Source organism: Algoriphagus aquatilis (assembly GCF_042657405.1).
GTDB classification, from domain to species: Bacteria; Bacteroidota; Bacteroidia; order Cytophagales; family Cyclobacteriaceae; genus Algoriphagus; species Algoriphagus aquatilis.
The window spans coordinates 163,139-186,862 of the sequence record NZ_JBHSKS010000009.1 but is presented as its reverse complement, the minus strand read 5'-3'; the positions used below and the strand labels follow the sequence as shown (position 1 = coordinate 186,862).

The 23,724-nt window shown below is 41.8% G+C and carries 17 protein-coding genes and 1 tRNA gene; 6 read left to right on the top strand and 12 right to left on the bottom strand.

The window, feature by feature from the left end:
• Window positions 1-39 precede the first annotated feature (39 nt).
• Window positions 40-2,250, bottom strand: a complete 2,211-nt coding sequence (locus ACFPIK_RS12685; protein ID WP_377915829.1) for a RelA/SpoT family protein — start codon at window positions 2,248-2,250, stop codon at window positions 40-42.
• Window positions 2,251-2,421: 171 nt separating this feature from the next.
• Between ACFPIK_RS12685 and ACFPIK_RS12680 the strand changes: the two genes are divergently transcribed.
• From ACFPIK_RS12680 to clpX, 4 genes are all read left to right on the top strand, one after another.
• A tRNA-Leu gene (locus tag ACFPIK_RS12680) sits at window positions 2,422-2,503 on the top strand.
• Between the two features lie 87 nt (window positions 2,504-2,590).
• Window positions 2,591-3,919, top strand: coding sequence for a trigger factor (locus ACFPIK_RS12675; protein WP_377915815.1), 1,329 nt, complete (start codon window positions 2,591-2,593; stop codon window positions 3,917-3,919).
• Window positions 3,920-3,996: 77 nt separating this feature from the next.
• Entirely contained in the window at window positions 3,997-4,671 is a 675-nt protein-coding gene (locus ACFPIK_RS12670) for a ClpP family protease (RefSeq protein WP_377915813.1), read from the top strand.
• Window positions 4,671-5,894, top strand: coding sequence for an ATP-dependent Clp protease ATP-binding subunit ClpX (gene clpX, locus ACFPIK_RS12665; protein WP_377915811.1), 1,224 nt, complete (start codon window positions 4,671-4,673; stop codon window positions 5,892-5,894). Before ACFPIK_RS12670 ends, clpX begins: the two co-directional genes overlap by 1 nt.
• A gap of 56 nt (window positions 5,895-5,950) precedes the next feature.
• Here the strand turns inward: clpX and lpxB are convergent, their stop codons facing one another.
• The 11 genes from lpxB to ACFPIK_RS12610 all read right to left on the bottom strand — a co-directional run bounded on the left by lpxB (window position 5,951) and on the right by ACFPIK_RS12610 (window position 19,576).
• Complete coding sequence (lpxB, locus tag ACFPIK_RS12660; RefSeq protein ID WP_377915809.1) at window positions 5,951-7,060, bottom strand: lipid-A-disaccharide synthase; 1,110 nt, start codon at window positions 7,058-7,060, stop codon at window positions 5,951-5,953.
• 24 nt (window positions 7,061-7,084) lie between these two features.
• Complete coding sequence (locus ACFPIK_RS12655; RefSeq protein WP_377915807.1) at window positions 7,085-7,456, bottom strand: GxxExxY protein; 372 nt, start codon at window positions 7,454-7,456, stop codon at window positions 7,085-7,087.
• 108 nt (window positions 7,457-7,564) lie between these two features.
• Window positions 7,565-7,984 carry a 6-pyruvoyl trahydropterin synthase family protein gene (locus tag ACFPIK_RS12650; protein WP_377915805.1) on the bottom strand — a complete coding sequence of 140 codons (420 nt, stop codon included), beginning with the start codon at window positions 7,982-7,984 and terminating at the stop codon, window positions 7,565-7,567.
• A 67-nt stretch (window positions 7,985-8,051) separates the two neighbouring features.
• Window positions 8,052-8,723: a hypothetical protein gene (locus tag ACFPIK_RS12645; protein WP_377915803.1), complete on the bottom strand. Its 672-nt coding sequence runs from the start codon at window positions 8,721-8,723 to the stop codon at window positions 8,052-8,054.
• Between the two features lie 60 nt (window positions 8,724-8,783).
• Complete coding sequence (locus ACFPIK_RS12640) at window positions 8,784-9,281, bottom strand: hypothetical protein (protein ID WP_377915801.1); 498 nt, start codon at window positions 9,279-9,281, stop codon at window positions 8,784-8,786.
• Window positions 9,282-9,292: 11 nt separating this feature from the next.
• Window positions 9,293-10,720 carry a RagB/SusD family nutrient uptake outer membrane protein gene (locus ACFPIK_RS12635; RefSeq protein ID WP_377915799.1) on the bottom strand — a complete coding sequence of 476 codons (1,428 nt, stop codon included), beginning with the start codon at window positions 10,718-10,720 and terminating at the stop codon, window positions 9,293-9,295.
• A gap of 10 nt (window positions 10,721-10,730) precedes the next feature.
• A complete protein-coding gene (locus tag ACFPIK_RS12630) occupies window positions 10,731-13,730 on the bottom strand; it encodes a SusC/RagA family TonB-linked outer membrane protein (protein ID WP_377915797.1) in 3,000 nt (999 codons plus the stop codon).
• Window positions 13,731-14,199: 469 nt separating this feature from the next.
• A complete protein-coding gene (locus tag ACFPIK_RS12625) occupies window positions 14,200-16,122 on the bottom strand; it encodes an OmpA family protein (protein WP_377915795.1) in 1,923 nt (640 codons plus the stop codon).
• Window positions 16,123-16,126: 4 nt separating this feature from the next.
• On the bottom strand, window positions 16,127-16,777 hold the full coding sequence (locus ACFPIK_RS12620; protein ID WP_377915793.1) for a 7-carboxy-7-deazaguanine synthase QueE: 651 nt from the start codon (window positions 16,775-16,777) through the stop codon (window positions 16,127-16,129).
• Between the two features lie 615 nt (window positions 16,778-17,392).
• Complete coding sequence (locus ACFPIK_RS12615; RefSeq protein ID WP_377915791.1) at window positions 17,393-17,845, bottom strand: GNAT family N-acetyltransferase; 453 nt, start codon at window positions 17,843-17,845, stop codon at window positions 17,393-17,395.
• A 141-nt stretch (window positions 17,846-17,986) separates the two neighbouring features.
• Window positions 17,987-19,576 carry an amidohydrolase gene (locus ACFPIK_RS12610; protein ID WP_377915789.1) on the bottom strand — a complete coding sequence of 530 codons (1,590 nt, stop codon included), beginning with the start codon at window positions 19,574-19,576 and terminating at the stop codon, window positions 17,987-17,989.
• Window positions 19,577-19,747: 171 nt separating this feature from the next.
• Here ACFPIK_RS12610 and leuS point away from each other — a divergent pair, with 171 nt between their 5' ends.
• Entirely contained in the window at window positions 19,748-22,522 is a 2,775-nt protein-coding gene (gene leuS, locus ACFPIK_RS12605; RefSeq protein WP_377915787.1) for a leucine--tRNA ligase, read from the top strand.
• Window positions 22,523-22,608: 86 nt separating this feature from the next.
• Window positions 22,609-23,628: a glycosyltransferase family 4 protein gene (locus ACFPIK_RS12600; RefSeq protein WP_377915785.1), complete on the top strand. Its 1,020-nt coding sequence runs from the start codon at window positions 22,609-22,611 to the stop codon at window positions 23,626-23,628.
• Window positions 23,629-23,724: the final 96 nt, after the last annotated feature.

Below are 23,724 nucleotides of genomic sequence, written 5' to 3'. Positions count from 1 at the left end.
TTTCAAATATAACTTTTACAGCTTAGAAAAGATTCAAGCTCAATCAAAGCGAGAGACCTTTATGACACCTTCTACAAGTTGAAGGTTTTTTATCAAGTGATCTAAGTGCTCAGTACTATGCACGTAAAGTTTGATGGTGCCTTCGAAAACACCTGCATCAGAATCCACAGTAATCGAACGCATGTTGACTTTAAGTTCATTGGAAATCACTTTGGTTACATCATTGATCAATCCAACCCGATCAGTACCTACTATTCTCAAGCCCGCCAGAAATGCGATTTCCTTTTGGCTGGTCCATCTTGCCTTGATCACTCTGTTGCCGTGATTGGAAAGTAGCTCCAAGGCGTTGGGACAGGAAGTTCGGTGGATTTTGATTCCTTCATTGATTGTTACAAATCCAAAGACATCATCGCCGGGAATTGGATTGCAGCATTTTGCCAAAATGTAATCCACCACATCCATATCCTCTCCAATCAATAGCTGATCGTGGTCAGATCCCTTGATACTTTTGATTTCTTTTGTAAAAGTGGATTCATCTTTGACCTTCCCGGTGGCTTTTGCCTTCAGTTTTTGATTTTCTTTGAAATCCTTAAAGGATTTAATTGAAGTAGGATCAATGATTCCCTTCCCGATTCTGTAATAAAACTCGTTGGCTGTCTTTAATTCAAAAAATGCTCGAAGCTGCTCCACTACTTCTGAGGTAAAATCCATCTTCATGGACTTTAGTTTTCGCTGAACAATTTCTTTCCCATCTATGATGGCAGATTTTTTCTCCTCACGAAGGGCATCTTTGATTTTTGCTTTGGCTCGTGAAGTAACCACATTGCTGAGCCAATCCTCAGTGGGTTTCTGTTTACTTGAAGTCAGAATCTCGACCTGATCCCCGTTTTTGAGTTTATGAGTGATAGGTACCAGGCGCTGATTTACTTTGGCCCCGATGCATTTGGCACCTATTTCAGTATGAATTTCAAAAGCAAAGTCCAGAGCAGAAGCTCCGTGAGGCAATACTTTTAGTTCACCTTTAGGGGTAAAGACAAATACTTCGTCGTGGAAAAAATTACCCCTGAAATCATCCATAAACTCAATAGCACTGCCATCGTTGGACTCAAGCATACTTCTAACCTGATTGATCCACTCATCTAAACCAGGACCTGATTTACCGGAGGAATCTTTGTATTTCCAATGAGCAGCATATCCTCTTTCAGCTATTTCATCCATCCTATTCGTTCGTATTTGGACCTCTACCCACTGACCGGTGTTACTCATAACCGTAGTGTGAAGTGATTCATAACCATTGGAACGAGGAGTACTTATCCAATCCCGCAATCGATCCGGATTAGGTCTGTAAAAATCCGTGACTATAGAATATACCTGCCAACAATCGGCTTTCTCTTCTTCCAACTCGGTATCCAAAATGATCCGTATTGCAAACAAGTCATAAACCTCTTCAAAAGGTATTCCCTGCTTTTTCATCTTATTATAGATCGAATAGACAGATTTAGGTCGACCCTTGATGGTAAAATGAAATTTTTGACGGATCAATTCATCCTCGATAGGTTGGATGAAGGTTTTAATGAACTTGTTACGATAGCTTTTGGACTCATTTATTTTTTTAACAATGTCTATGTAGGTTTCTGAGTCAGTATACTTTAGGTACAAATCCTCCAATTCTGATTTAATCGCATAAAGACCTAGGCGATGCGCCAACGGCGCATACAAATACATAGTCTCTGAAGCTATTTTCAGCTGTTTATGGCGAGGCATACTACCTAGCGTCCTCATGTTGTTGAGTCGATCTGCCAGCTTGATCAGAATCACGCGGACATCATCTGACAAGGTCAGCAACATTTTACGGAAATTTTCCGCTTGTTGTGAACTGCCATATTCAAAGACACCTGAAATCTTGGTGAGCCCATCGATGATCGTCATTACCTTATGACCAAACTCACGTTCGATATCCTCCAGCTCCATATCGGTATCTTCGACCACATCATGAAGCAGAGCAGAGATGATCGAGGTTGTACCGAGACCAATTTCCTCCACACAAACCAAGGCAACCTCAAGCGGGTGATAGATGTAAGGCTCACCGGATTTTCGTCTCATGTCTTTATGAGCATCCAATGAAATATTAAAGGCCTTCTTAATCAACTTAGTATCTCCAGGCTTGAGCACAGGCTTTGCCTGCTTCAATAATTTCCGGTACCGCTTAAGAATTTCTTTTCGTTCTTCTTCTACATCCACATGGACCATGTCAGGGCAATTTTGATTCAAATTTGGGAGTGGTTTGGACTTATCACCACTTTTTTCGGAAATATTTTTTCAATGACTTGTGGAAATTTAGAATATGTCTTTACCTTTGCATCCACAATTAGAAACCGACATACTTTAAAAGTAAAGAAGTCAAATCTGGTTGGATCCATTGCGGATGTGGCGAAATTGGTAGACGCACTAGACTTAGGATCTAGCGCCGCGAGGCATGGGGGTTCGAGTCCCTCTATCCGCACAGCACAAGCCCTCAATCTCTCAACTGTTATCAAACAGGAAAGTGGTTGGGGGTTTTTAATTCAACATCTGTTTAATTCGATACACAGTGGAAATTTCATTAGACAAGCATTCAGCAAATCAGGCTTCAATTAAAATTAAACTAAATGAAGCAGATTATCAACCAAAGGTAGATGCCAAACTCAAGGATTACGCAAAGAAGGCTGTAATCAGAGGATTCCGCCCGGGTAAAGCTCCTATCTCGATGGTTAAAAACATGTATGGTTTATCCCTTTTGGTAGACGAAATCAACAGCATCCTTGGAGAATCACTGAATACTTACTTAAAGGAACAAACTTTCAAAATCTTAGGAGAACCACTTCCTGTAGAAAAAGCAGATAATTCTATTGATTGGAAAGCAGATAAGGAGTTTGAATTCGAATACAAAATAGGTTTTGTAGAAAACATTCAAATCGCTTTAGATAACACGACTGCCGCTACCAAATATAGCATCTTGGTAGATGACAAATTAGTTGACGAAACCATCGAGAACCTAAAATCACAGTATGGAGAAAACTCTAATCCAGAGACTTCAGAAACTGGAGATTTTATCTACGGCGATCTAAAAGCCACTGAGGGAGATTTTTCAAAAACAATTTCCTTGGATAGCGCTAAAATTTCTAAAAAACTTACCGGTAAATTCATCGGAATAGGTGTAGACGCTGTAGTGGAATTTGAATCCAAAGAAGTGAAAAAAGAGGAATGGTCAGAAGCATTTGGTCTTACCGCTGATGAGCAAGAAGCAGCCAAAGGCCCACTTACTTTCACCGTGAAAAACATCAACCGAACAGCAGCTGCTTCTCTTGATAAAGATTTCTTTGATAAGATATTTGGACCAGACCAAGTGAAGTCTGAAGAGGAATTTAGAGCCAAAGTAAAAGAAACTCTTCAGGGTTCTTATGTGAGAGAATCGAAAGTGTTCACAGAAGAAGAGCTAAAGAAGGTTTTGGTCGAAAAAGCCAACTTATCCCTTCCTGATGATTTCCTTAAAGAGTGGCTTTTAAAAGCAAATGATGGAAAAGTAACTGTAGCTGACGTTGAAAACGAATATCCGATCTACGCCAAACAATTGACTTGGTCATTGATTTCGAATCAGATTGCAAAAGATAACGGGGTGCAGGCCGAGCATGCCGATGTGGTCGAAAAAACCAAGGAAATGATCCGAGAGCAGTTTGCCTCTTCAGGTTTGGGATCTCAATTGGAAGCCAGCATGGACCTATTTGTAGACAACTACCTGAAAGGTAATGACGGTCAGAACTATATGAATATGCTGACCTCTGTCCAAAATGACAAAGTACTTGCCTTGGTCATGGAGAAAATAAATCTTACTGAAAAGAGTATCTCCATCGACGAATTCAAGGAACTTTTGGAGAAGTAAATCGATTTTACAGCTTATATTGAAAAGTCCTTTTTTAAAGGACTTTTTTATTTTTGCACACCACAACAAACTCAACAATGATCAACAAAGAAGAATTTAGAAAGTATGCCATTCACAACCAAGGCGTAAGCGGAACGGCATTTGACCAATACACCACCCATATAGAGAATATGACCAGAGCGGTCATCGAAGAGCGTCCATCTAACTTCAGAGAAATCGACGTTTTTTCTAGATTGATCATGGATCGAATTATCTTTTTGGGAACACCTGTAGATGATCATATTGCCAACATTATCATCGCTCAGTTGCTGTTTTTAGAATCAGTTGATGCTAAAAAGGACGTTCTTCTCTACATCAACAGCCCAGGAGGCTCAGTTACTGCCGGTCTTGGTATTTATGATACCATGCAGTATATCGGTCCAGATGTAGCCACCATTTGTACCGGCATCGCAGCATCGATGGGTGCGGTCCTACTTGCAGGAGGCGCTAAGGACAAGCGTTCTGCACTTCAGCACTCCAGAGTCATGATTCACCAACCATCCGGAGGGATGCAGGGACAGTCCAAGGACATGGAAATCTCCCTAAAGCTGATTCTTGCCATGAGGCAGGAACTTTATCAAATCCTAGCTAACCACACCGGCAAAACTTTCGAAGAAATAGAGCGTGACTCTGATCGAGACTATTGGTTGAGAGCTCCGGAAGCCAAAGAGTACGGTCTGATTGATGAAGTTTTAGTAAAAAAACCAAGGTAATGGCTCAAGTTACTTGCTCCTTTTGTGGCAGAAATAAAAAAGATGTAGATCTGATGGTATCGGGCATTTCTGCCCATATCTGTAACTTTTGCATTGATCAGGCTCATCTTATCCTTGGGGAAGAGGAAAAAACCAAAAAATCTTCCTCTAAGCCAAAATTTAAACTTAAGAAGCCCAAGGAGCTGACTTCCTATCTTGATCAATATGTGATTGGGCAAGAGGATGCCAAAAAAGTCTTGACTGTAGCTGTTTACAACCACTATAAGCGTCTTCAGCAGAAGGAAGAACATGATGAGATTAAGATTGAAAAATCAAACATCATCATGGTGGGAGATACCGGTACAGGAAAGACCTACTTGGCAAAAACGCTGGCAAAAACGCTTGAGGTACCATTTTGCATTGCCGATGCTACAGTCCTCACGGAAGCCGGCTATGTGGGAGAAGATGTGGAAAGCATCTTGACACGCTTACTTCAAGCTGCGGACTATAATGTAGAAGCTGCGGAAAGAGGTATTGTTTACATCGACGAAATCGATAAGATCGCACGCAAATCTGACAATCCATCAATCACCAGGGATGTAAGCGGTGAAGGTGTACAGCAGGCTATGCTAAAACTTCTTGAAGGCACAGTAGTCAATGTTCCACCGCAAGGAGGAAGAAAGCACCCTGATCAAAAAATGATTGCTGTCAATACCGAAAACATCCTTTTTATCTGTGGTGGAGCGTTTGATGGGATAGCAAGGCATATCGGGAAAAGGCTGAATACACAACCTATGGGCTTTAGCAAAACCACAGGCGCAATAGCTGCAGATCGTGAAAACCTGTTGCAGTATGTGACTGCACAAGATTTAAAAGCTTTTGGGCTGATTCCTGAATTGATTGGACGTCTTCCAGTATTGACTCACTTGGATCCTTTACACAAAGATGCTTTAAAGAGAATCTTAACTGAGCCAAAAAATGCTTTGGTTAAACAATACACCAAGCTTCTAGCAATGGAAGGTGTGGAATTGAAATTTGAAGAGAGCGCGTTAGACTTTATTGTGGACAAAGCCGTTGAATACAATCTCGGTGCCCGTGGCCTTCGTTCTATCTGTGAGGCGATCATCACCGATGCCATGTATGAGCTTCCTTCAGATGACAGCATTAAAGAGCTTACCATCGATGAAGACTACGCAAAATCACAATTTGATAAATCAAAATTTAAGCGACTTCAAGTGGCATAAATCAAAAACCCCGGCAGTAGTCGGGGTTTTTGATTTAAATTACTTCCAGAAAATCTTCATTTATTGTTTAATTCTAGAACCAATTTGGCAACTTTTTCGGATGCAGCATCCTCTCCTATCTTTTCACGGATCAAATCGTACCCCTGCAGCATTTCTCCTTTATATACCACATTGGTGAAAATACGCTGAAGTTCCTCACGTAGATTTTCAATCGTAAAGTCATTTTGAATCAGTTCTTTTACCACTTCTTTGCCTGCGATAAGGTTGGGCAATGAAATAAAAGGCACACGAATCAGTCTTTTGGCAATATGATAGGAAATAGAAGAAGTGCGATACACAACTATCTGCGGTACCCGAAAAAGAGCAGTTTCTAATGTGGCCGTTCCAGAAGTTACCACAGCGGCGGTTGCATGTGAAAGCAGGTCATAAGTTTGATTAAACACTACTTTTATTCCGGCTTTTCTGGCTAAATCATAGACAAAACCTGGCAAACTATCCACACCTGCAACTACAAATTGCGCATTAGGAAACTCCTTAACCAAATCAATCATCCGGTCCAGCATAGCATCCAATTCCTGCTTTCTACTGCCGGGAAGCAAAGCAATGATGGGCTGATAGCTCAATTCATTCTTTTGAAAGAAAAAGTCATGAGGCTTAAACTTCTTGATTTCATCCAAAAGCGGATTACCAACATAGTGAACTTTCATTCCAAACTTGGCAAAAAACTCCTGTTCGAAGGGAAGAATGGAATAAATCTGATTGGTGATCTCTTTGATTTTGAGCGCTCTCTTTTGGTTCCAAGCCCAGACTTTTGGAGGAATGTAGTAGTGAACAGGAATACCATTTTCCTTTGCAAAAGCTGCAATCTTCATATTGAACCCTCCATAATCCACCAAAATCAAAGCATCCGGACGATAAGCCAACAGATCACTTTTAATTACTTTCAAGTATTTCAAAACTTTTCGAAAGCCCAACACCACTTCCAAAAAGCCCATCAAAGCGACATCTGAATAATCAACCGCCAAATCAACACCTGCTTTTTTGGAATAGTCCCCTCCCATCCCACGAAACTTAATCGATGAATCTTGAACCCTTATGGCATGAACAAGGTTGGAAGCGTGTAAATCTCCCGATCGCTCGCCTGATATGATGTAGATTTTTTTCATTTAACCACAGAGAGCAAAGAGGATTTAAATCTTAACTCTCTTTATTCCGTCAACCAGTTTTAACACATTAAAATTAATTAGGAGTCCTGTAGAATACCCGCCAAGTTTCAAATAGGTAATCATTTGGGCCAAATGAATGTCCTTCATTTTTTTGACACTTTTCAATTCTAATACAACCTTACTTTCGACTACCATATCTAATCTGTAAGCACAATCGATTTGGATTCCGTCGAAAAATACAGGAAGTGGGCTCCCTTTAACGATACTAAAACCAGCTTTTTTTAGTCTATGGAAAAGACAATTTTGGTAGGTACTTTCTAAAAGGCCGGGGCCAAGTTGTTTATGGACAAAAATTGCTTCTCCAATAATCTTTTCAGTAATAGAAAAATCGTTCATGAAATTTTTATTTTGATTCAAAAACTAACTCATCACAAGTTAGAATACAAAATCAAAAAATCTCTAAAAGTATCTACCAATATCTCTGTGCTCTCCGTGGTGATTAAATTATTCCCCAAAGTATTCCACAAAATTCCTTGGAGTCTCATAGAGTTTAAGCTTGTAAAGGCCTCCGTTTGGAGTAATATCTTTTATTGCAGGCTCTAGAATCTTCCAAAACTCCATGACTAAGGTCTCACAGCTGGCTAATTTCCCTTGCATAAAATCCACATCGACATTCAGGTTTTTGTGATCTACCTTATCGATAACCAATCGCCTGATCAATGTGCTTAATTTTTTCAAATCCACCACAAACCCAGTCTCAGGGTCAGGCATTCCTTTTACAGTCACGATTAATTCAAAGTTATGTCCATGCCAGTTGACATTGGCACAGGGGCCAAAAACCTCGAAATTCTTTTCATCTGACCAGTTGGGATTCCAAAGCTTATGAGCAGCGTTGAAATGTTCCTTTCGGGAAACGTGAATCATAGTATCAATAAAGAATGGCAAAAATAGCCAAAATACTATGGGTAGAAAAACGGAGAATTAATCCCAATTAATAATTGTCCAAATAATCCAAAATTTCAATTAAGTTTTCATCCGTCTTCCAAGTCAACTTCTTGGACTTAGAAAGTTGCTCCAATTTCTGCTGCAAGTTTGAAGGCAAAACAGAAGAGAATGACTTCTGATTTCGTTTAAAACTTTGCCCTTTACCAGATACAATTAAAAATAACTCTTCCGATACCATCACTTTTCTTTTGGCTTCGGACTGAGAGTAACTGTCTACTTGAACATCAGAAAGTTTATAGCTTAACTCTTTGACTACATTAAGAGAGGCTCCCTCAAATATTTCTTGGTAGAGCATATTTTTAGACATTCCTATTTCAGAACCATTGACAAATCTTACAGAAAATCCCTGAGATGGATTCGCTAATTCAAGACTCTTTATTTCTGCAAATGTGATTTCTAAAAGTTTGCCTTCATTTAAAAACTCAAAAGTCTTATTTAGCAAATTAACTCTTCCCGATGCTTCTCTAACATGAGATTCATTTTGAAGGATTATTTTAGAATTTTGATAAGCCTCATCAAAATAAGGACTCCCATCAATTCCATTATTTTTTTCCTGAAGGATTGGACGTCCATCAGCAGTAGTAAGATTTACAATCTGACTATACCCTGACGATATAAATCCAATAAAAAAGGCGAAGAGAAAGATTGAATTTTTCATAAACGAATATAAAAAAAGCTGGCAGTGAATAACTGCCAGCTTTAATAGAATTAATACTAATTAACGAGTGATTGTCACGGTGAATCTTTTATGGTTTTCACCAGCAGGAATGCCTGGAGCACCTTCAAGATTTAATATAAATCTCACCGGTGAACCACCCGCAGGGATGCCACCAGCAATGACATTATATTTGACATAGGTACTAGAAGTATTGGGGGCTAGGGTAACCTTACCTGGAGAAACCAGGGTGTAGTGTGTACCAGCTACCGCTGTAGAAGTTGGATCTACATTGTAAGATACCTCAAGCGCAGTATTCTTTTGAACACCAATAAGCTGCACCTCCACGCTATCAACTCTGACAGTGGCTTGATTGACAGTTTTCGCAATTAGAGATTGAGCAGTTATACCAGGAATAGTGGCTGCTATTCTACCCAATGACTGATTGTTGAATTGAAACTCCTCAGGACCTTTGAAGGATTTATCTTCTGCTTCAAAGCAAGAAACCAACATCAATGAAGATACGAGGATTGCTAATGAATTAATGAAATACTTTTTCATATCGTTATTGATTAATAGCCAGGATTTTGAACAAGGAGTTTATTTAGTTCCACCTGAGCCTGTGGAATCGGTGCCAACACTCTTACATCAGTATACTGGATAGGACCTGTAGCACCTTTTCTGATGTCTTGACCAGTTCTCTTAAGGTCAAAGAATCTGTGACCTTCAAAGAACAATTCAAGTCTTCTTTCTGCAAAAACTGCAGCAATAGCCTCGGCAGGATCAGTAGTAGATACGGCAGAGTTAAATGCAGCTGGGAATCTTCTTGCTCTGATGGTATTAAGGTCACTCAAGCCTTCTGTCAATTTCCCTTGTCTGATGCGTGCTTCAGCACGGATCAAATACAGTTCTGATAATCTGATCAAAGGAACATTGTCAGTAAATGGACCTATAGCACCCACATATTTTCTAGAAAACAGAGCAGTTTGTCCTTGCTTCGTATCAGAAATAAAGTTCTCAAATCTGGAATCTTGAGGAAGGTACTGAGACAGCAAATCAGGAGTAGGAATTACGTCACCCCAACCACCAGAACCTGCAACTGGACCGCCTTGTCTGAGTGTCAATGAATTTAGAGACTCATTAAAGCCGAGAGTTTCAGTTTGAGCATTATAAGCTAGCTCAAATACAGATTCCGGGTTAGGAGCTGAGGTAAATGCCGCTCTATAGTTGGAAGCCACAGCTGAAGAATTGATCAAAGTAGCTGGGGTAGCACCTATAGCAGAGGTAGCGCTTGCTTCAGCATCCGCCCACTTTGACTGATACAGATACACTCTGGAAAGTAGCGCATGAGCAGCAGCTTGGGTAGCTCTAAATCTGTTAGTGCCGGTTAATAACCCAATTGCTTCTTTCAAATCTTTCTCAATCAAATCATAAACTTCTCTATTTGTAGATCGTGGTCTAAAATCCGCCTGAGATGCTGTAGAAACAGGTTCTGTTCTAATAATAACAGAAAGATTGAATCCGTTAACCTCACGACCTGGCTCATAACCATAAACTCTAGCCAAATCAAAATAGAGAAGTGCTCTAAGAAATAGGGATTCTCCTCTTAACTGATTTGCTTCTGTAGTTGTAGTGATCTTAGTAAGATCGGTGGCCAAAATGTAGTTAACCTCATTTATAGCACCGTAGTTATTACCCCAGATATTGAAATGAACACCAAAGTTGTTGATAGTCCAAGTTAAATATCTGTTTGACTGAGCATTGGTAACTGTTGCATTGTCTGCCAAAGCATCAGGTCCCAACATGAATCTCGCACCATAATAATCAGATCCCTGAAGCCTATCATAAACTGAAATCAACAAAGATCTTACACCAGTGATATCCTGAAGTGCGACATTAGCACTCACGCTTTGTCTAGGTTCAGTATTCAAAGCTTCTTCACAGCTAGTAACTCCTAGCAGTATTGTGCTTAATGAAAGTGTATATAGTAATTTTTTCATGACTTTTTAATTAAAATGCTACAGTTACACCACCAGTAATTTGTTTAGCCTGTGGATATCTACCGATATCAGTAGCAAGCAATTCAGGATCAAATCCAGTATAGGAAGTGAAAGTAGCTAGGTTGATACCCTGCAAGAAGAATCTAACTTGTCTTAAATTCATTCTCTCTACAAGAGTCGAAGGCAGATTATAACCCAATGTTACTTGCTTCAGACGAATGTAAGATGCATCCTCCATTTGTTTGGTAGAGAATATATTAGCTCTAGAACCTGTTACTCCTGGTTCTACCCCTTCATAAGCCTTAGGAACATCTGTGATGTCGCCAGGCTGTTGCCATCTTCTCAACTGAGATTTAGCTTGGTTCCAACCTGCACCACCAGCAGCTTCGTGGAAGAATGCCGTGTTGTTTAGGTTCATGTTACCCCACTGTCCTTGGAAGAACACTTCAAGAGTCAAGCCTTTGTAAGAGAAGGTATTGGTCAAACCACCAAATCCTTTAGGAAGAGGAGTTCCAGCATATCTTGCATCTCTACCTTGAGGGTTGTAAGTAATGTTATTCAAGGTATCCAAATACATAGCACGTCCGTCTGCAGGGTTTACACCAGCAAATTGAGGGTACCAGTAGATAGATACAGGATAACCTACACGCAAGGTGGTACCGATGGTTTCTCTTCCATCCAGCGCCAAGATTTCATTTCTTTGGAATGACACGTTGAATGATGTAGACCACTTGAAGTCACCTTTGTCAATATTTACGGTGTTCAATTCGATCTCCAATCCTTGATTTTGAACTTTACCAATATTTTTGGTGATAGATCCAAAGCCTGAATCTACTGGCAATGCAGCGTTGAGGAGTAGGTCTTTGTTTACACGATCATAAACTTCAACAGCACCAAAAACTCTACTTCCAAAAATTGCAAAGTCAAGTCCTAGGTTGATGGTTTCAGCTTTTTCCCAAGAAAGATCATCGTTACCCAATTGAGAAGGACGAATACCTGGCAAACCTACGTAGTTACCTCCACCACCAAATAGTGCTCTCGAAGCAAAATTGCCAATGCTGGAGTTACCTGTGATACCGTAGCTAGCTCTGATTTTCAAATCATCAACCCAAGTCACGTTCTTCATGAAATCTTCGGAAGAAATTCTGTAAGCCAACGCTCCTGAATAGAAAAGCCCCCATCTGTTGTTAATTCCAAATCTAGAGGAACCGTCGTATCGAGCTGTAGCAGTAGCCAAATACTTGTCTTTGTAATCATACTTTGCGTTGGCAAAGAATGAACCTACTTTCCAGGTAGTATAGAATCCACCCACTGCGAATGGAGTTGCAGCATTTTGCAAGGATCTGAACAAACCATTAGGGAAACCTTGACCAGTTGCGTTAAATTCTTCGTTTTCTTCAACTCTGAATTCTGTACCTGCCAATACGTTTACGCTGTGTATCTTATTGAAAGTGTTGGTATAGGTGATGGTGTGGTTCGTGTTCCAGTTAAGCAAAGTACGGCTTGCAACCGCTGCAGAACCACCGGTAGGTGCAAATTGAGGCACACGAGCATCTCGGTAGTTATCATCTCTAGCAACCGCATAGTCAACACCTACAAATGATCTCCATCTTAACTTGTTGCTAATTTTGTAATTAGCAGCAAGGCTTGATACAGTTTGATTTCTTACAAGCTTTCTAGTCTCAAATTCAACAGACTGCACCAAGTTATATCCGAAGGTACCTGGTAGTGGAGCATTGTAAGTTCCGTCTTCCTTGAAAATTGGTTGATTTGGCAAAGTAAATAATGCTGCAAAGAACGGAGAGTTAATGAATGCACCGTCTGCGATAGCACCGTTTTGAGTAGTTGTAGCCAAGCTCATGTTCACATCAAAGGACAATCTGTCATTTGCTTTATGATCTAGGTTCAAACGAACGGTACCTCTTTCAAAATCAGATTTAATTACTTGACCTTCATTTAGGTTGTAAGAAGCACTTAGGAAGAACTTTGTTCTTTCATCCCCGCCATTTGCACTGAAGTCAACAATTCGGCTCTTTCCGGTTCTATAAACTGCTTCTTGCCAATCGGTATTTTGAACAGTTGCTGGATCACCATAAATATTCACTGCCAATTGTCTAGCATTGTCCAAGGAAGTACCGTTGGTCGCACTTGGACCAAGTCTTCTGAATCTGTTTTGGAATGCCTCAATCTTCATGGTAGCCAGTTCAGGAGCGGTCAAGGTTGGAATTACTTTGATTGCTTCTACTGTACCTTCCTGTAGGGAGAGGTTGAATTGAGTTTTACCAGCTTTACCCTTTTTGGTAGTGATGATTACTACACCGTTTGCAGCTTGAGCACCGTAGATTGCGGCTGTAGCAGCGTCTTTCAATACCTCGATCGACTGAATGTCGTTAGGGTTGATAGAGTTAAGAAGGTTGTTGGAAGCTTGTCCTCCCAATGCACCAGAAGCGACTTGAACTCCATCAACAATGTAGAGAGGGTCACTACCTGCATTGATTGAACCCACACCTCTAACTCTTACGTTGATTCCCCCACCTGGAGCACCTGATGTTGCAGTAACCTGAACACCTGCAGCACGTCCTTGTAAGGCTCTGTCAAAAGATTGAACTGGCATGTTTTCAATTGCTTCGCCTTTTACAGAGGCAATTGAACCAGTTACTTCTCTTTTCGGTGTAGCACCATAACCCACGATCACTACCTCACTCAAGGCAGTCACGTCTGGATCAAGTGATACGTCGATTCGGGTTCTAGTTCCGATTGACTGTTCTTGGGTAAGAAGTCCAACGAAACTAAAAACTAGAATCCTACTTCCCTCTGGAACCTCCAAAGAGTACATACCGTCAATATCGGTGGCAACTCCTATCGAAGTGCCTTTGACAGTTACTGATGCGCCTGGAATCGGCAATCCATCTTCATTGGATTTTACCGTACCAGTGATCACACGACTCTGTGCAAATGCTACTGCACTCGCAAAAAGAAGCATGAGTCCTAGAAGTAAAACTTTCCTCATATTGGTTAGATTTTGGTTTAATAAACTCAATGATATTTCGAAAAACCGAATATCTCAAATGGGATACAAAAAATAAGAGGGAAAAGTTTAATCTAGAATCCGCATAGAATTGAAGGAAATTCAGCCAAAATCAGAACATAATTCCGTTTTAGAAAAAACTTTAAACCGATCCGTTTATTTATTCTGTTAATTCAATGTTAACAAAAGTTAATTTTTTGATTTTTTTTTAAGCCACTCATAAAAAAATCAGAATAAGATCGATTAAAATTTAAAATTCTAGAGGGTTGAGCCTCAAAATTTGGTCATTGATCCAATTAGATGATGCCTAGATTCAAATAAAAATCAATTTTATTTGAGAAATAAAACAATATTTTGAGAGTTTGAAATATATGATAACTAGTATACTGATATCCTTATATATAAAATAGAATAGTCAAGATAAAGTCAATATATCAAAATTATATTTTGATTATAATACTTTAATTGTAATTCTTCGATTGAGTGCTTGGTTTTCAGCAGTGGTATTGGGCACCATTGGTTCTTTGTCTCCTTTTCCTTCGACTAGGACTCGACCTGGGTGCAAACCCGCATTAACCAAAAATTGTTGGACACTTTTGGCTCGTTGCAAACTTAAGGTTTGGTTATAACTCGCACTTCCCACATTATCGGTATGCCCTGAAATCAGGATATTCACGTTTGGATTTTCCAGGAGAAACTTTTGCAACCTTTTCAGTGAAGAAAGAGATTCTGGCTTGAGATCAAACTTGTCAAAATCAAAAAATACATTTTCAAACACAAACTCCTCTCCCGGTGATACAGGTACCAGCTCGACTTTAAGATCTTTTACATTTTTGATTTTATCCCGTTCAACATTGTAAATTTTGGGTAAATACCCTTTTTTTTCCACGTATAGGCCCGATATCGCCTTGTCGGGATACAGCATCATGAAATCCCCAGTCTTTCCATCTGACTGAAACTCGTAAAGGGTGCTATCATTGGTTAGAGAGACAAGGGAAAGTGTCGCACTGATTGGTTGTCCCGTTTTTGCATTAAAGACCTTGCCTTCAGTGACTGTAAGATTTTCACCAATGTAAATCTCTTCTGGAAACTTAAATCGATAAAGTAGCGACCTATCTTTTGTACCATCAGAAGTATTCAACTCAGTATAGTAAGCGTAATCTTTCTTTGCTGTGATGAATAAGGCTACTTGATCCAAATGGTCATTGATGGGTAGGCCAAGGTTTTCGGGAGAATTAAAAACTCCATTTTTAACCCTAGAAAGAAAAATATCCATGCCTCCAAATCCCTGGTGTCCGTCGGATGCGAAAAACAGGATCTCATTGTTGAAGAACATGAAGGGGGAAATCTCATCTTTTTGCGTATTGACTATAGCTCCCAGATTTTTTGCCTCCGACCAACCGCCATCTGTTTGTCTCACCGTATACCAAATGTCGTTTCCACCATAACCGCCTTTACGATTGGAAGAGAAAAAAAGAATTCTGCCATCTGCTGAAAGAGAAGGTTGAGATTCCCAAGATCTGGAATTTACCTTAGGCCCCATATTGGTTGGCCTTTGCCAGGCTCCATTAATTCGATAAGCGACATACAAGTCGCAGCTTCCCTGAGAGTCTGGTGCGTCACAGGAAGTATATATTAAGATATTCCCATCTGCAGTAATCGAACAGGTCCCTTCATTATAGGGTGAATTGATCGTTTGGGCAATACTTTGTGGCTTGGTCCAACCACCGGTGTTGGTTAAAAAAGCAGTATAAATATCCTCTTTGTCAAAATTTCCGGTACCATCTCTTTTCGTGAACAAAATTTGCTCACCATCCGCAGTCAATACTGGAAAATATTGAAGCTGAAACTCATTGAGAGGAGAATGAAGAACCTCTTTTTGGATAGTTTGCACTTTATCCAATTGATGACTTAGAAAATCAATTTTCTCCTTCATCTGGACATAGTAAAGGTTTTTCTTAAAACCCTCATCAAACAAGGGATCCACCTCCTGAAACTGCCGATAGGCTTCGGTAAATTTACCTTGCTTCAAATAAAGATTGGTAAAAAGCCATCCAAAATCAGTCACATTCTTTGGCTTTGCATTTTTCCCTGTAAGCTTAGCTTTCCCCTGCAAACCTATTTTCTCTGCTTCCTCCAGCCTTCCTAAGGTCATCAACACCTGGGCTGCTTTGACATAGGCTTCCAAAAATGACGCTTCACGTGTAATCGCTGATTTATAACTCAGTAAGGCTTCCTCGTATTTCCGCAGCGCGGTCAATTCCTCACCCTCCTGAAAAAGTTTTATGGCTCTCCCATCTATTATCGAATAGGTTTGCGATTGGGCAGAAAATGCAAGGAGCAGTAGGAAAACTAAATAGAGAACAGGGCGCATGGACTCAGGGGATGTCCATAAATTTATGGGTTTGGAGGGATATTTTCCAAGTCGGGTGATTTTTCACGTACTCAATGATCTCAGGAGTGAGCTTGGAGGACTTGCTCCACTCGGGTTGAAGGCGAAGTTCGCAGCTTTCATTCACCAACTTGGCATGATCCTCCGCAAAATCAAAATCACTCTTATTATATATGACCACTTTCAGCTCGTCTGCTTCAGCATAAATGGAAGGATGTGGCTTTTTGAATTTCTTTGGAGAAAAGCACACCCAATCAAAGTCTCCCGAAAATGGATGCGCTCCGGAAGTTTCGATATTGGTAGTGAATCCCTTTTTCTTCAACAACTTAGTCAGCGGATCGAGGTTATACATCAAAGGTTCGCCTCCGGTGATGACAACCAATCTTCCCGGAAAAGCCAAAGCATCTTCAACGATTTTCTCAATGGATAGGAGAGGCCATTTAGCAGCTTCCCAGGATTCCTTAACATCGCACCAGACGCAACCCACATCACAACCTCCCAGCCGGATAAAATAAGCGGGATGTCCGGTAAATCTGCCTTCTCCTTGGATGGTGTAAAAAGCTTCCATGATGGGAAGCTGAAGCCCTGAGGCTACTAATTGCGGGGTAGTCTGTGCTACCAAATCGAGTGTGTGCATGAATTTTTGGTAAAGCGGGTGATTCGACCGCTGAATGAAGCACAAAGGTAGGAGGAAATTACGACTTACGAATGACGATTTACGACATCACTGAGAACCTCAAACCTGATTCTTAGAAGTTACCCTTTTGAATTTAGGATTGATGTGCAACAAAAGTCGTAAATCCGAAATCGTCAATCGTCAATAAAACCTCACAACTCCTTCCACATCAAAATCCTATAATTCTCAAACCAACATTAAAAAACCAGCAGACATTGAGGCAAGAAAAAGCTGGAGAAAAATCCCCTGCCTTACGCTCTAACTTAGAAATTCAATGATCTTTTTTCTGTTGAAATAAATCAATCCGGCTATTCCGACAATCTTAAACAGAATCGCCAACATAAGTAGGTAATCCCCATTTGGGTTTCCATTGATTTTAAAATAGGCACCTAGAAAAGCTCCCCAATAACTAAATAAAATCAGTTTTAACATCTGTTTATTACTCTTTCCCATAGCCATTTAATTCATTTTCAATTTTACCGAGGATCGTAAAGTATTAAAATACCCTGAATAGGGTATTTTTCATAGTTTTCTTGGCAAAAAATCAGTGAATCAACTTTTTACGAAGTACACAAATCACAACTCCTTCCACATCACCACCCGATAATCCTCCACCCCACCCTTTGGGATAACCTCCATGATTTTAAAGCCTCGGCTCAATCCGAAGGTAATCATGGCTGGAAAGCGATTGCGAGTTTTGAAATAAATTGACTTGAAGCCTTTTTCCCTTGCCCAATTCTCCTGATACTCTGCCAATGTATCTGCAATTCCCTGTTTGCGAAACTCAGGCCTAACTCCTCCCATCCAGGAATAAAAAGAATCCGGTGTGTCACTTTGATAGCCTACTTTAAAACCCAACAACTCTCCATCTTTTTCAGCTACCAAAGCCAAATGAAGTCGATGCTTCAAGCGTTCGGTATAAAAATCCAAAGACGCCTTCCCCGGAAACTCAGGAATCTGCTCGTGAACCCAGAGGAGCTCTGCGGGAGAAGCTTCTCTAATTTTAAATGTGAAATTTGAAGTTGTCATTTTTGATTTACGAGGTACGAATTACGATTTACGACCCTGTTTTGAACCTCAATCGTTGTAACCTGAAGGTAACCTTCTGGAAATTAGGACGGAAGTTCAGATTTAGGCCGTAAATCGTCATTCGTAAATCGTAATTAAGGATTAATTCTTTTTCACCGTCGGATACGTCACCCCGAGCTGCTGCAAATAGGTATCGTACTTCGTTTCATCGTAGTAGAATTTCTCCAACTGAGGACGGAACTGCTTCATGATGCCTTCATTCAGGTAGATTGGTGGTGCATCATCTTTGGTGATCATCGGCTTGTAGGTTTCTTCTTTGGTTTGCACATTTTTGAAATAATCCCAGGCCTGATCGACTAACTCAGGCTGAAGTAAAAAGTCCAAAATCGTCATGGCTTCAGCTTTTGCTCCAGCAGTCACGCCCTTATGAGCGATGGGTGTCGCCATCGCAATGGCATTGCTCCAGTGGTGACCGGGAAGTCCGGGAATATTGGAAGGAAACCTCAAAGTAACCGTCGGTACCACCCAAGACACATCTCCAATGTCATCCGAACCGCCTGAAATCGGCTCTACTACAGGAAGCCCCAACGTATCTAACTTGGTAGGCATTCCTTCCTCTTTGGAGCCCAATTCTTTTTGAATGGCTTTCGCCAAGGTCTGATCATTTTCATCCCAAGTCGGCAAGCCCACCTTGAGGATGTTTTGATACATTTTTTCCGCAATCACCTTATTAAAGTGTCTTGGCCAAGCCGTTCCCAATACTTTCGAAGTCATGGTTGTACCCGTCATCAAGGCTGCACCTTTGGCAATATCATTGGCTTGGGCATACATTTCCATGATGCCGTCATACTTCACATCGCGGAAATAGTACCAAATCGAAGCTTTGGAAGGTACGACATTCGGCTGATCTCCCCCATCTGTAATGACCGAGTGCGACCGTTTCAAAGGATGCAAATGCTCCCGCTTGTAGTTCCAGCCGATATTCATCAGTTCCACGGCATCGGCAGCACTTTTCCCTCTCCAAGGCGCACCGGCTGAGTGAGCGGCGTCTCCCGAAAAGGTGTATTCCACAGAGATCAAGCCCGTACCGCTCGCCTGACCCCAGCTCACACCCAGGTTATTGGCCACATGGGTAAAAATGCAGAGATCCACTCCATCAAACTTCCCATCTCTTGCAAACCAAGCTTTCGCAGCCACCAATTCTTCTGCAATTCCAGGCCAAAGAACCAGTGTACCGCCAATTTTTTCACGCTCCATGATTTGCTTTACGGCCAAGGCAGCAGTGATATTCAGCGGAATTCCTGCATTGTGACCTTCACCATGTCCCGGAGCTCCTTCGACCATGGGTTTGTGGTAAGCCACTCCTGGATACTGGGAGGCTTTAGGGATATTATCCACGTCCGAACCCAAAGCAATCACAGGTCCTTCACCATTTTTCCAAGTAGCAAACCATGCGGTCGGGATTCCTGAAACACCTCGTTCGATAGTAAACCCATTTTTCTCCAAAATCCCCGTCAGGTACTTCGATGACTCGACTTCCTGAAAGCCAAGCTCAGCGAAGGAGAAAATCTTGTCCACCATCACCTGGCTTTGCTTGTGATTGGCTTGGACGATTTGGGCAGCTTCGGCTTTGAGCGCCTCGATTTGCTTGGGAGTGTATTTTTTCTGGGGAAAAGCCGAAAGGCAGATTCCTCCGGCCAAGGCAAGTGTGATCAGTAAGTTCTTCCTCATAAGGTCGGTTGGTTAGGTTTGGGAAAGTACAAAAAAGCTCCAAGTGCCTCAAACAAAATTGATCAGTGGACAAAATCCCGATTTGGGAGGAATTGGAAATTTGACTACCAAAGCCGCCTGATTTTTCTATTTTTGCAGGCATTTAGTCAAAAAATCAAGAAAATTTCAATCATGGCGGAGTACAACTTCAGGGAAATCGAGCAAAAATGGCAAGGCTACTGGAAAGAAAAAGGCACCTTTAAAGCCGAAGTGGACACCCATCGTCCCAAGTTTTATTCCCTCGACATGTTTCCTTACCCATCCGGTGCTGGGCTTCACGTTGGTCACCCGCTGGGCTATATTGCTTCTGACATCGTCTCAAGATTCAAAATGCTGAAGGGCTTCAATGTCCTGCATCCGATGGGCTATGATTCCTTTGGATTGCCTGCTGAGCAATACGCGATCCAAACCGGGCAGCATCCCGCCATCACCACCGAGCAAAATATCACCCGCTATACCGAGCAACTAAAGAATATTGGCTTCGCCTTTGATTGGGATCGGGAAGTCCGTACTTCAGATCCATCCTATTACAAGTGGACTCAGTGGATTTTCATGCAGCTGTTCAACAGCTACTATGACCACGACGCGGACAAAGCGCTTTCGATCTCTTCGCTTATTTCCCGATTTGAAAAAGAAGGAAATGCCAATGTCAAAGCGGTGTGTGATGAAGATACCCCAACTTTTAGCGCAGCGGAATGGAATGCTTTTTCTGAAAAAGAAAAGCAGGAAATGCTGCTCAAATACCGATTGACTTTCTTGGCTGAGACGACTGTAAACTGGTGTCCGGCACTGGGAACCGTACTTTCAAATGATGAAGTAAAAGACGGATTCTCCGAGCGAGGCGGCCATCCTGTGGAGCGCAAGAAAATGATGCAGTGGTCCATGCGGATCACTGCTTATGCAGACCGGCTTTTGCAAGGCTTGGAAAAAGTGGACTGGTCCGAACCGATCAAAGAAATGCAACGCAACTGGATCGGAAAGTCGATCGGTGCGGAAGTGCTCTTCGATGTGAAGGGTTCTAATAAAAAAATCAAAGTGTTCACCACCCGGGTGGATACCATTTTCGGAGTAACCTATTTGGCGTTGGCACCGGAATCTGACTTGGCGGCCGAACTCGTCACCGACGATCAGCGGGAAACTGCCGAAGCCTATATCCAAGTAGCCAAAAACCGCTCAGAGCGCGAGCGAATGAGCGATGTAAAGACCATTTCCGGTGCTTTCACCGGATCCTTCGCGATCAATCCGTTTAATGGGGAGGAAATCCAAATCTGGGTGGCCGATTACGTTTTGGCTGGATACGGAACTGGTGCAGTGATGGCCGTTCCTGCACATGACGAGCGTGACTACAACTTTGCCAAGCACTTCGACTTGGAAATTCGCCAAGTGATTGAAGGCTCGATGGAAAACGGTTCCTTCCCGGGAAAAGGCGGTTTAATCATCAATTCGGGCTTTATTTCTGGGCTTTACATGAAGGAAGCGATGCAGAAATGCATTGAGTTTCTAGAAGAAAAAGGAATCGGAAAGGGCAAAATCCAGTTCAGAATGCGGGATGCGATCTTCACCCGGCAGCGTTATTGGGGCGAACCGCTACCTGTCTATTTCAAAGAGGGATTGCCTTACTTGATCGAAGAAAAAGACCTGCCTTTGGTTCTTCCTGAAGTAGACAAATATTTACCTACCGAAGACGGCGAACCTCCACTCGGACGAGCCAAAGACTGGACTTACAAAACGGCAGACGGAGAATATCCTTTAGAACTCTCCACCATGCCGGGTTGGGCGGGATCGAGCTGGTACTTTTTCCGCTACATGGATCCGAAAAACGACGCGGTCTTTGCAGACAAAGCTAAAACCGATTACTGGGGTGCCGTGGACTTGTACATCGGAGGTTCCGAGCATGCAACCGGCCACTTGCTATACTCCCGTTTCTGGACCAAGTTTTTGTACGACTTGGGTGTGGTGAGCATCGACGAACCTTTCCAAAAGATGATCAACCAAGGGATGATTCAGGGAAGGTCGAATTTTGTGTATCGATTGAAAGGCAGCAATACATTTGTTTCTTATGGTCTAAAAGACCAATACGACACCTCCGCCATGCACGTGGATGTAAATATCGTCCACAACGATCATCTGAATCTGGAGAAGTTCAAAGCTTGGAGACCTGACTTAGCCGATGCAGAATTTATCCTGGAAGACGGTAAGTACCTCTGTGGATCGGAAGTAGAAAAAATGTCCAAATCCAAGTACAACGTGGTCAATCCCGACGACATCATCGAGCGCTACGGGGCCGATACCCTGAGATTGTATGAGATGTTCTTGGGACCTTTGGAGCAATTCAAACCTTGGAATACCAATGGCATCGACGGGGTGTATAAATTCCTGAGAAAGGTGTGGAACCTTTACCATAATGCAGCTGGTGAATTTGCCGTTTCCGATGAAAAAGCTAGCAAGGAAGAACTCAAAGCCCTTCACAAAGCTATCAAGAAGATGGAGGAAGACATGGCCAATTATTCCTTCAATACCTCAGTGTCCAGCTTTATGATTTGCGTCAACGAGCTGACAGCTTTAAAATGCAACAAGCGGGAAGTATTGGAGCCTTTGGCGGTTTTGATTTCTCCATACGCACCGCATATATCTGAAGAACTCTGGTCGTTGTTGGGTCATTCAGGGTCAATCACCACTGCGAATTTCCCTGAGTTTAAGGAAGAGTACTTGGTTGAAAGCAACTTTGAATATCCGGTCATGATCAATGGCAAGATGCGTGCAAAGTTGGATTTACCTCTTACACTTTCTATTCCCGAAATCGAAAAAGCTGCTTTGGCTGATGCTTCCGTTCAAAAATGGCTGGAAGGAAAAGCTCCTAAGAAAGTGATTATCGTACCAGGTAAGATTGTGAATTTGGTGGTTTAGGCTCATGTACTAGAAAAAATTAAAGGGGAGACTTGGTTTCCCCTTTTTCATTTTCTGATTTACCTTGTTTTCGATTTCAGCCAAAAATGATCCTCTACACCTTTCCCGTACGCACCGCATTTATCGACCGTGACCTGGAAATGATCCGTCCGGTGGCTGAAATTAAATCGTTGGAATTTACTCAAAGCCCGGTAAAACTTCCATTTTACTTTATTCTCCAGTTTTTTCAACTGCTTTGGTTTTTGCCTCGCACCAGCCAATACCTCTGCTTTTTCGGGGGGTATCACAGCGTCTTGCCGGTTTGGTTTGGAAAAGTGTTTGGAAAAAAGTGCACCATCCAAGCCGGAGGCACCGATTGCATCCATATGCCTGAGATCGGTTATGGGAATTTCAGGAAGAAATGGCTGCGTATAGCCACGGTTTATTCTTTCAAAAATTGCTCATTGATTTTGCCGGTGGCAGAAGCTTTGGTCAAGCAGGACTATTCTTATGATCCACAGATCAATCCAATGCAAGGATTGCTGAATTTAATTCCTGACTTGAAGACTCCGATTCAGGTGATTCCAAACGGGTTTGATACAGATTTTTGGAGAGATCTCGGAAAAACACGAAAGCCTTTGAGCTTTATTTCCGTAGCCACAGGCACTTCCAATCCTTCAAGGGCAATAGTCAAGGGCTATGATTTGATCGAAAAATTGGCCGAGCACCATCTCGATTGGACGTTTACCTTAGTGGGTGATTCAGTCTACTCCTCTCCAAATCCCAATGTGACCGTTTTGGGAAAAATGAAGCCCACTGATCTTTTGGACCTTTACAATTCACACCAATTCTACCTTCAGCTTTCCACTTCCGAAGGATTCCCAAATGCGCTAGGCGAAGCCATGGCTGCAGGTTGTGTACCGATTGGGTCCGCTGTTGGGGCGATTCCGGAGATTATTGGAGATACGGGAATTGTATTGGCTAAAAAAAACATCTCTATTTTGGAAAATCAATTACAAAAATTAATCTCCCAACCCATCCCGCTCTCTTCGGCATGTAAGCGGATCAAAACCCATTTTTCGTTTACCAACCGGAAAACAAAGCTGATCAACTGCCTAGGCCTGTGACTCCTATCACTGAACCCGCATTTTGTAGCATTTACCTTTAACTCACATTCTTTACTCCGTTCAGCAAGCTTGTCTAAGAGAGCTGAATAGAAATGA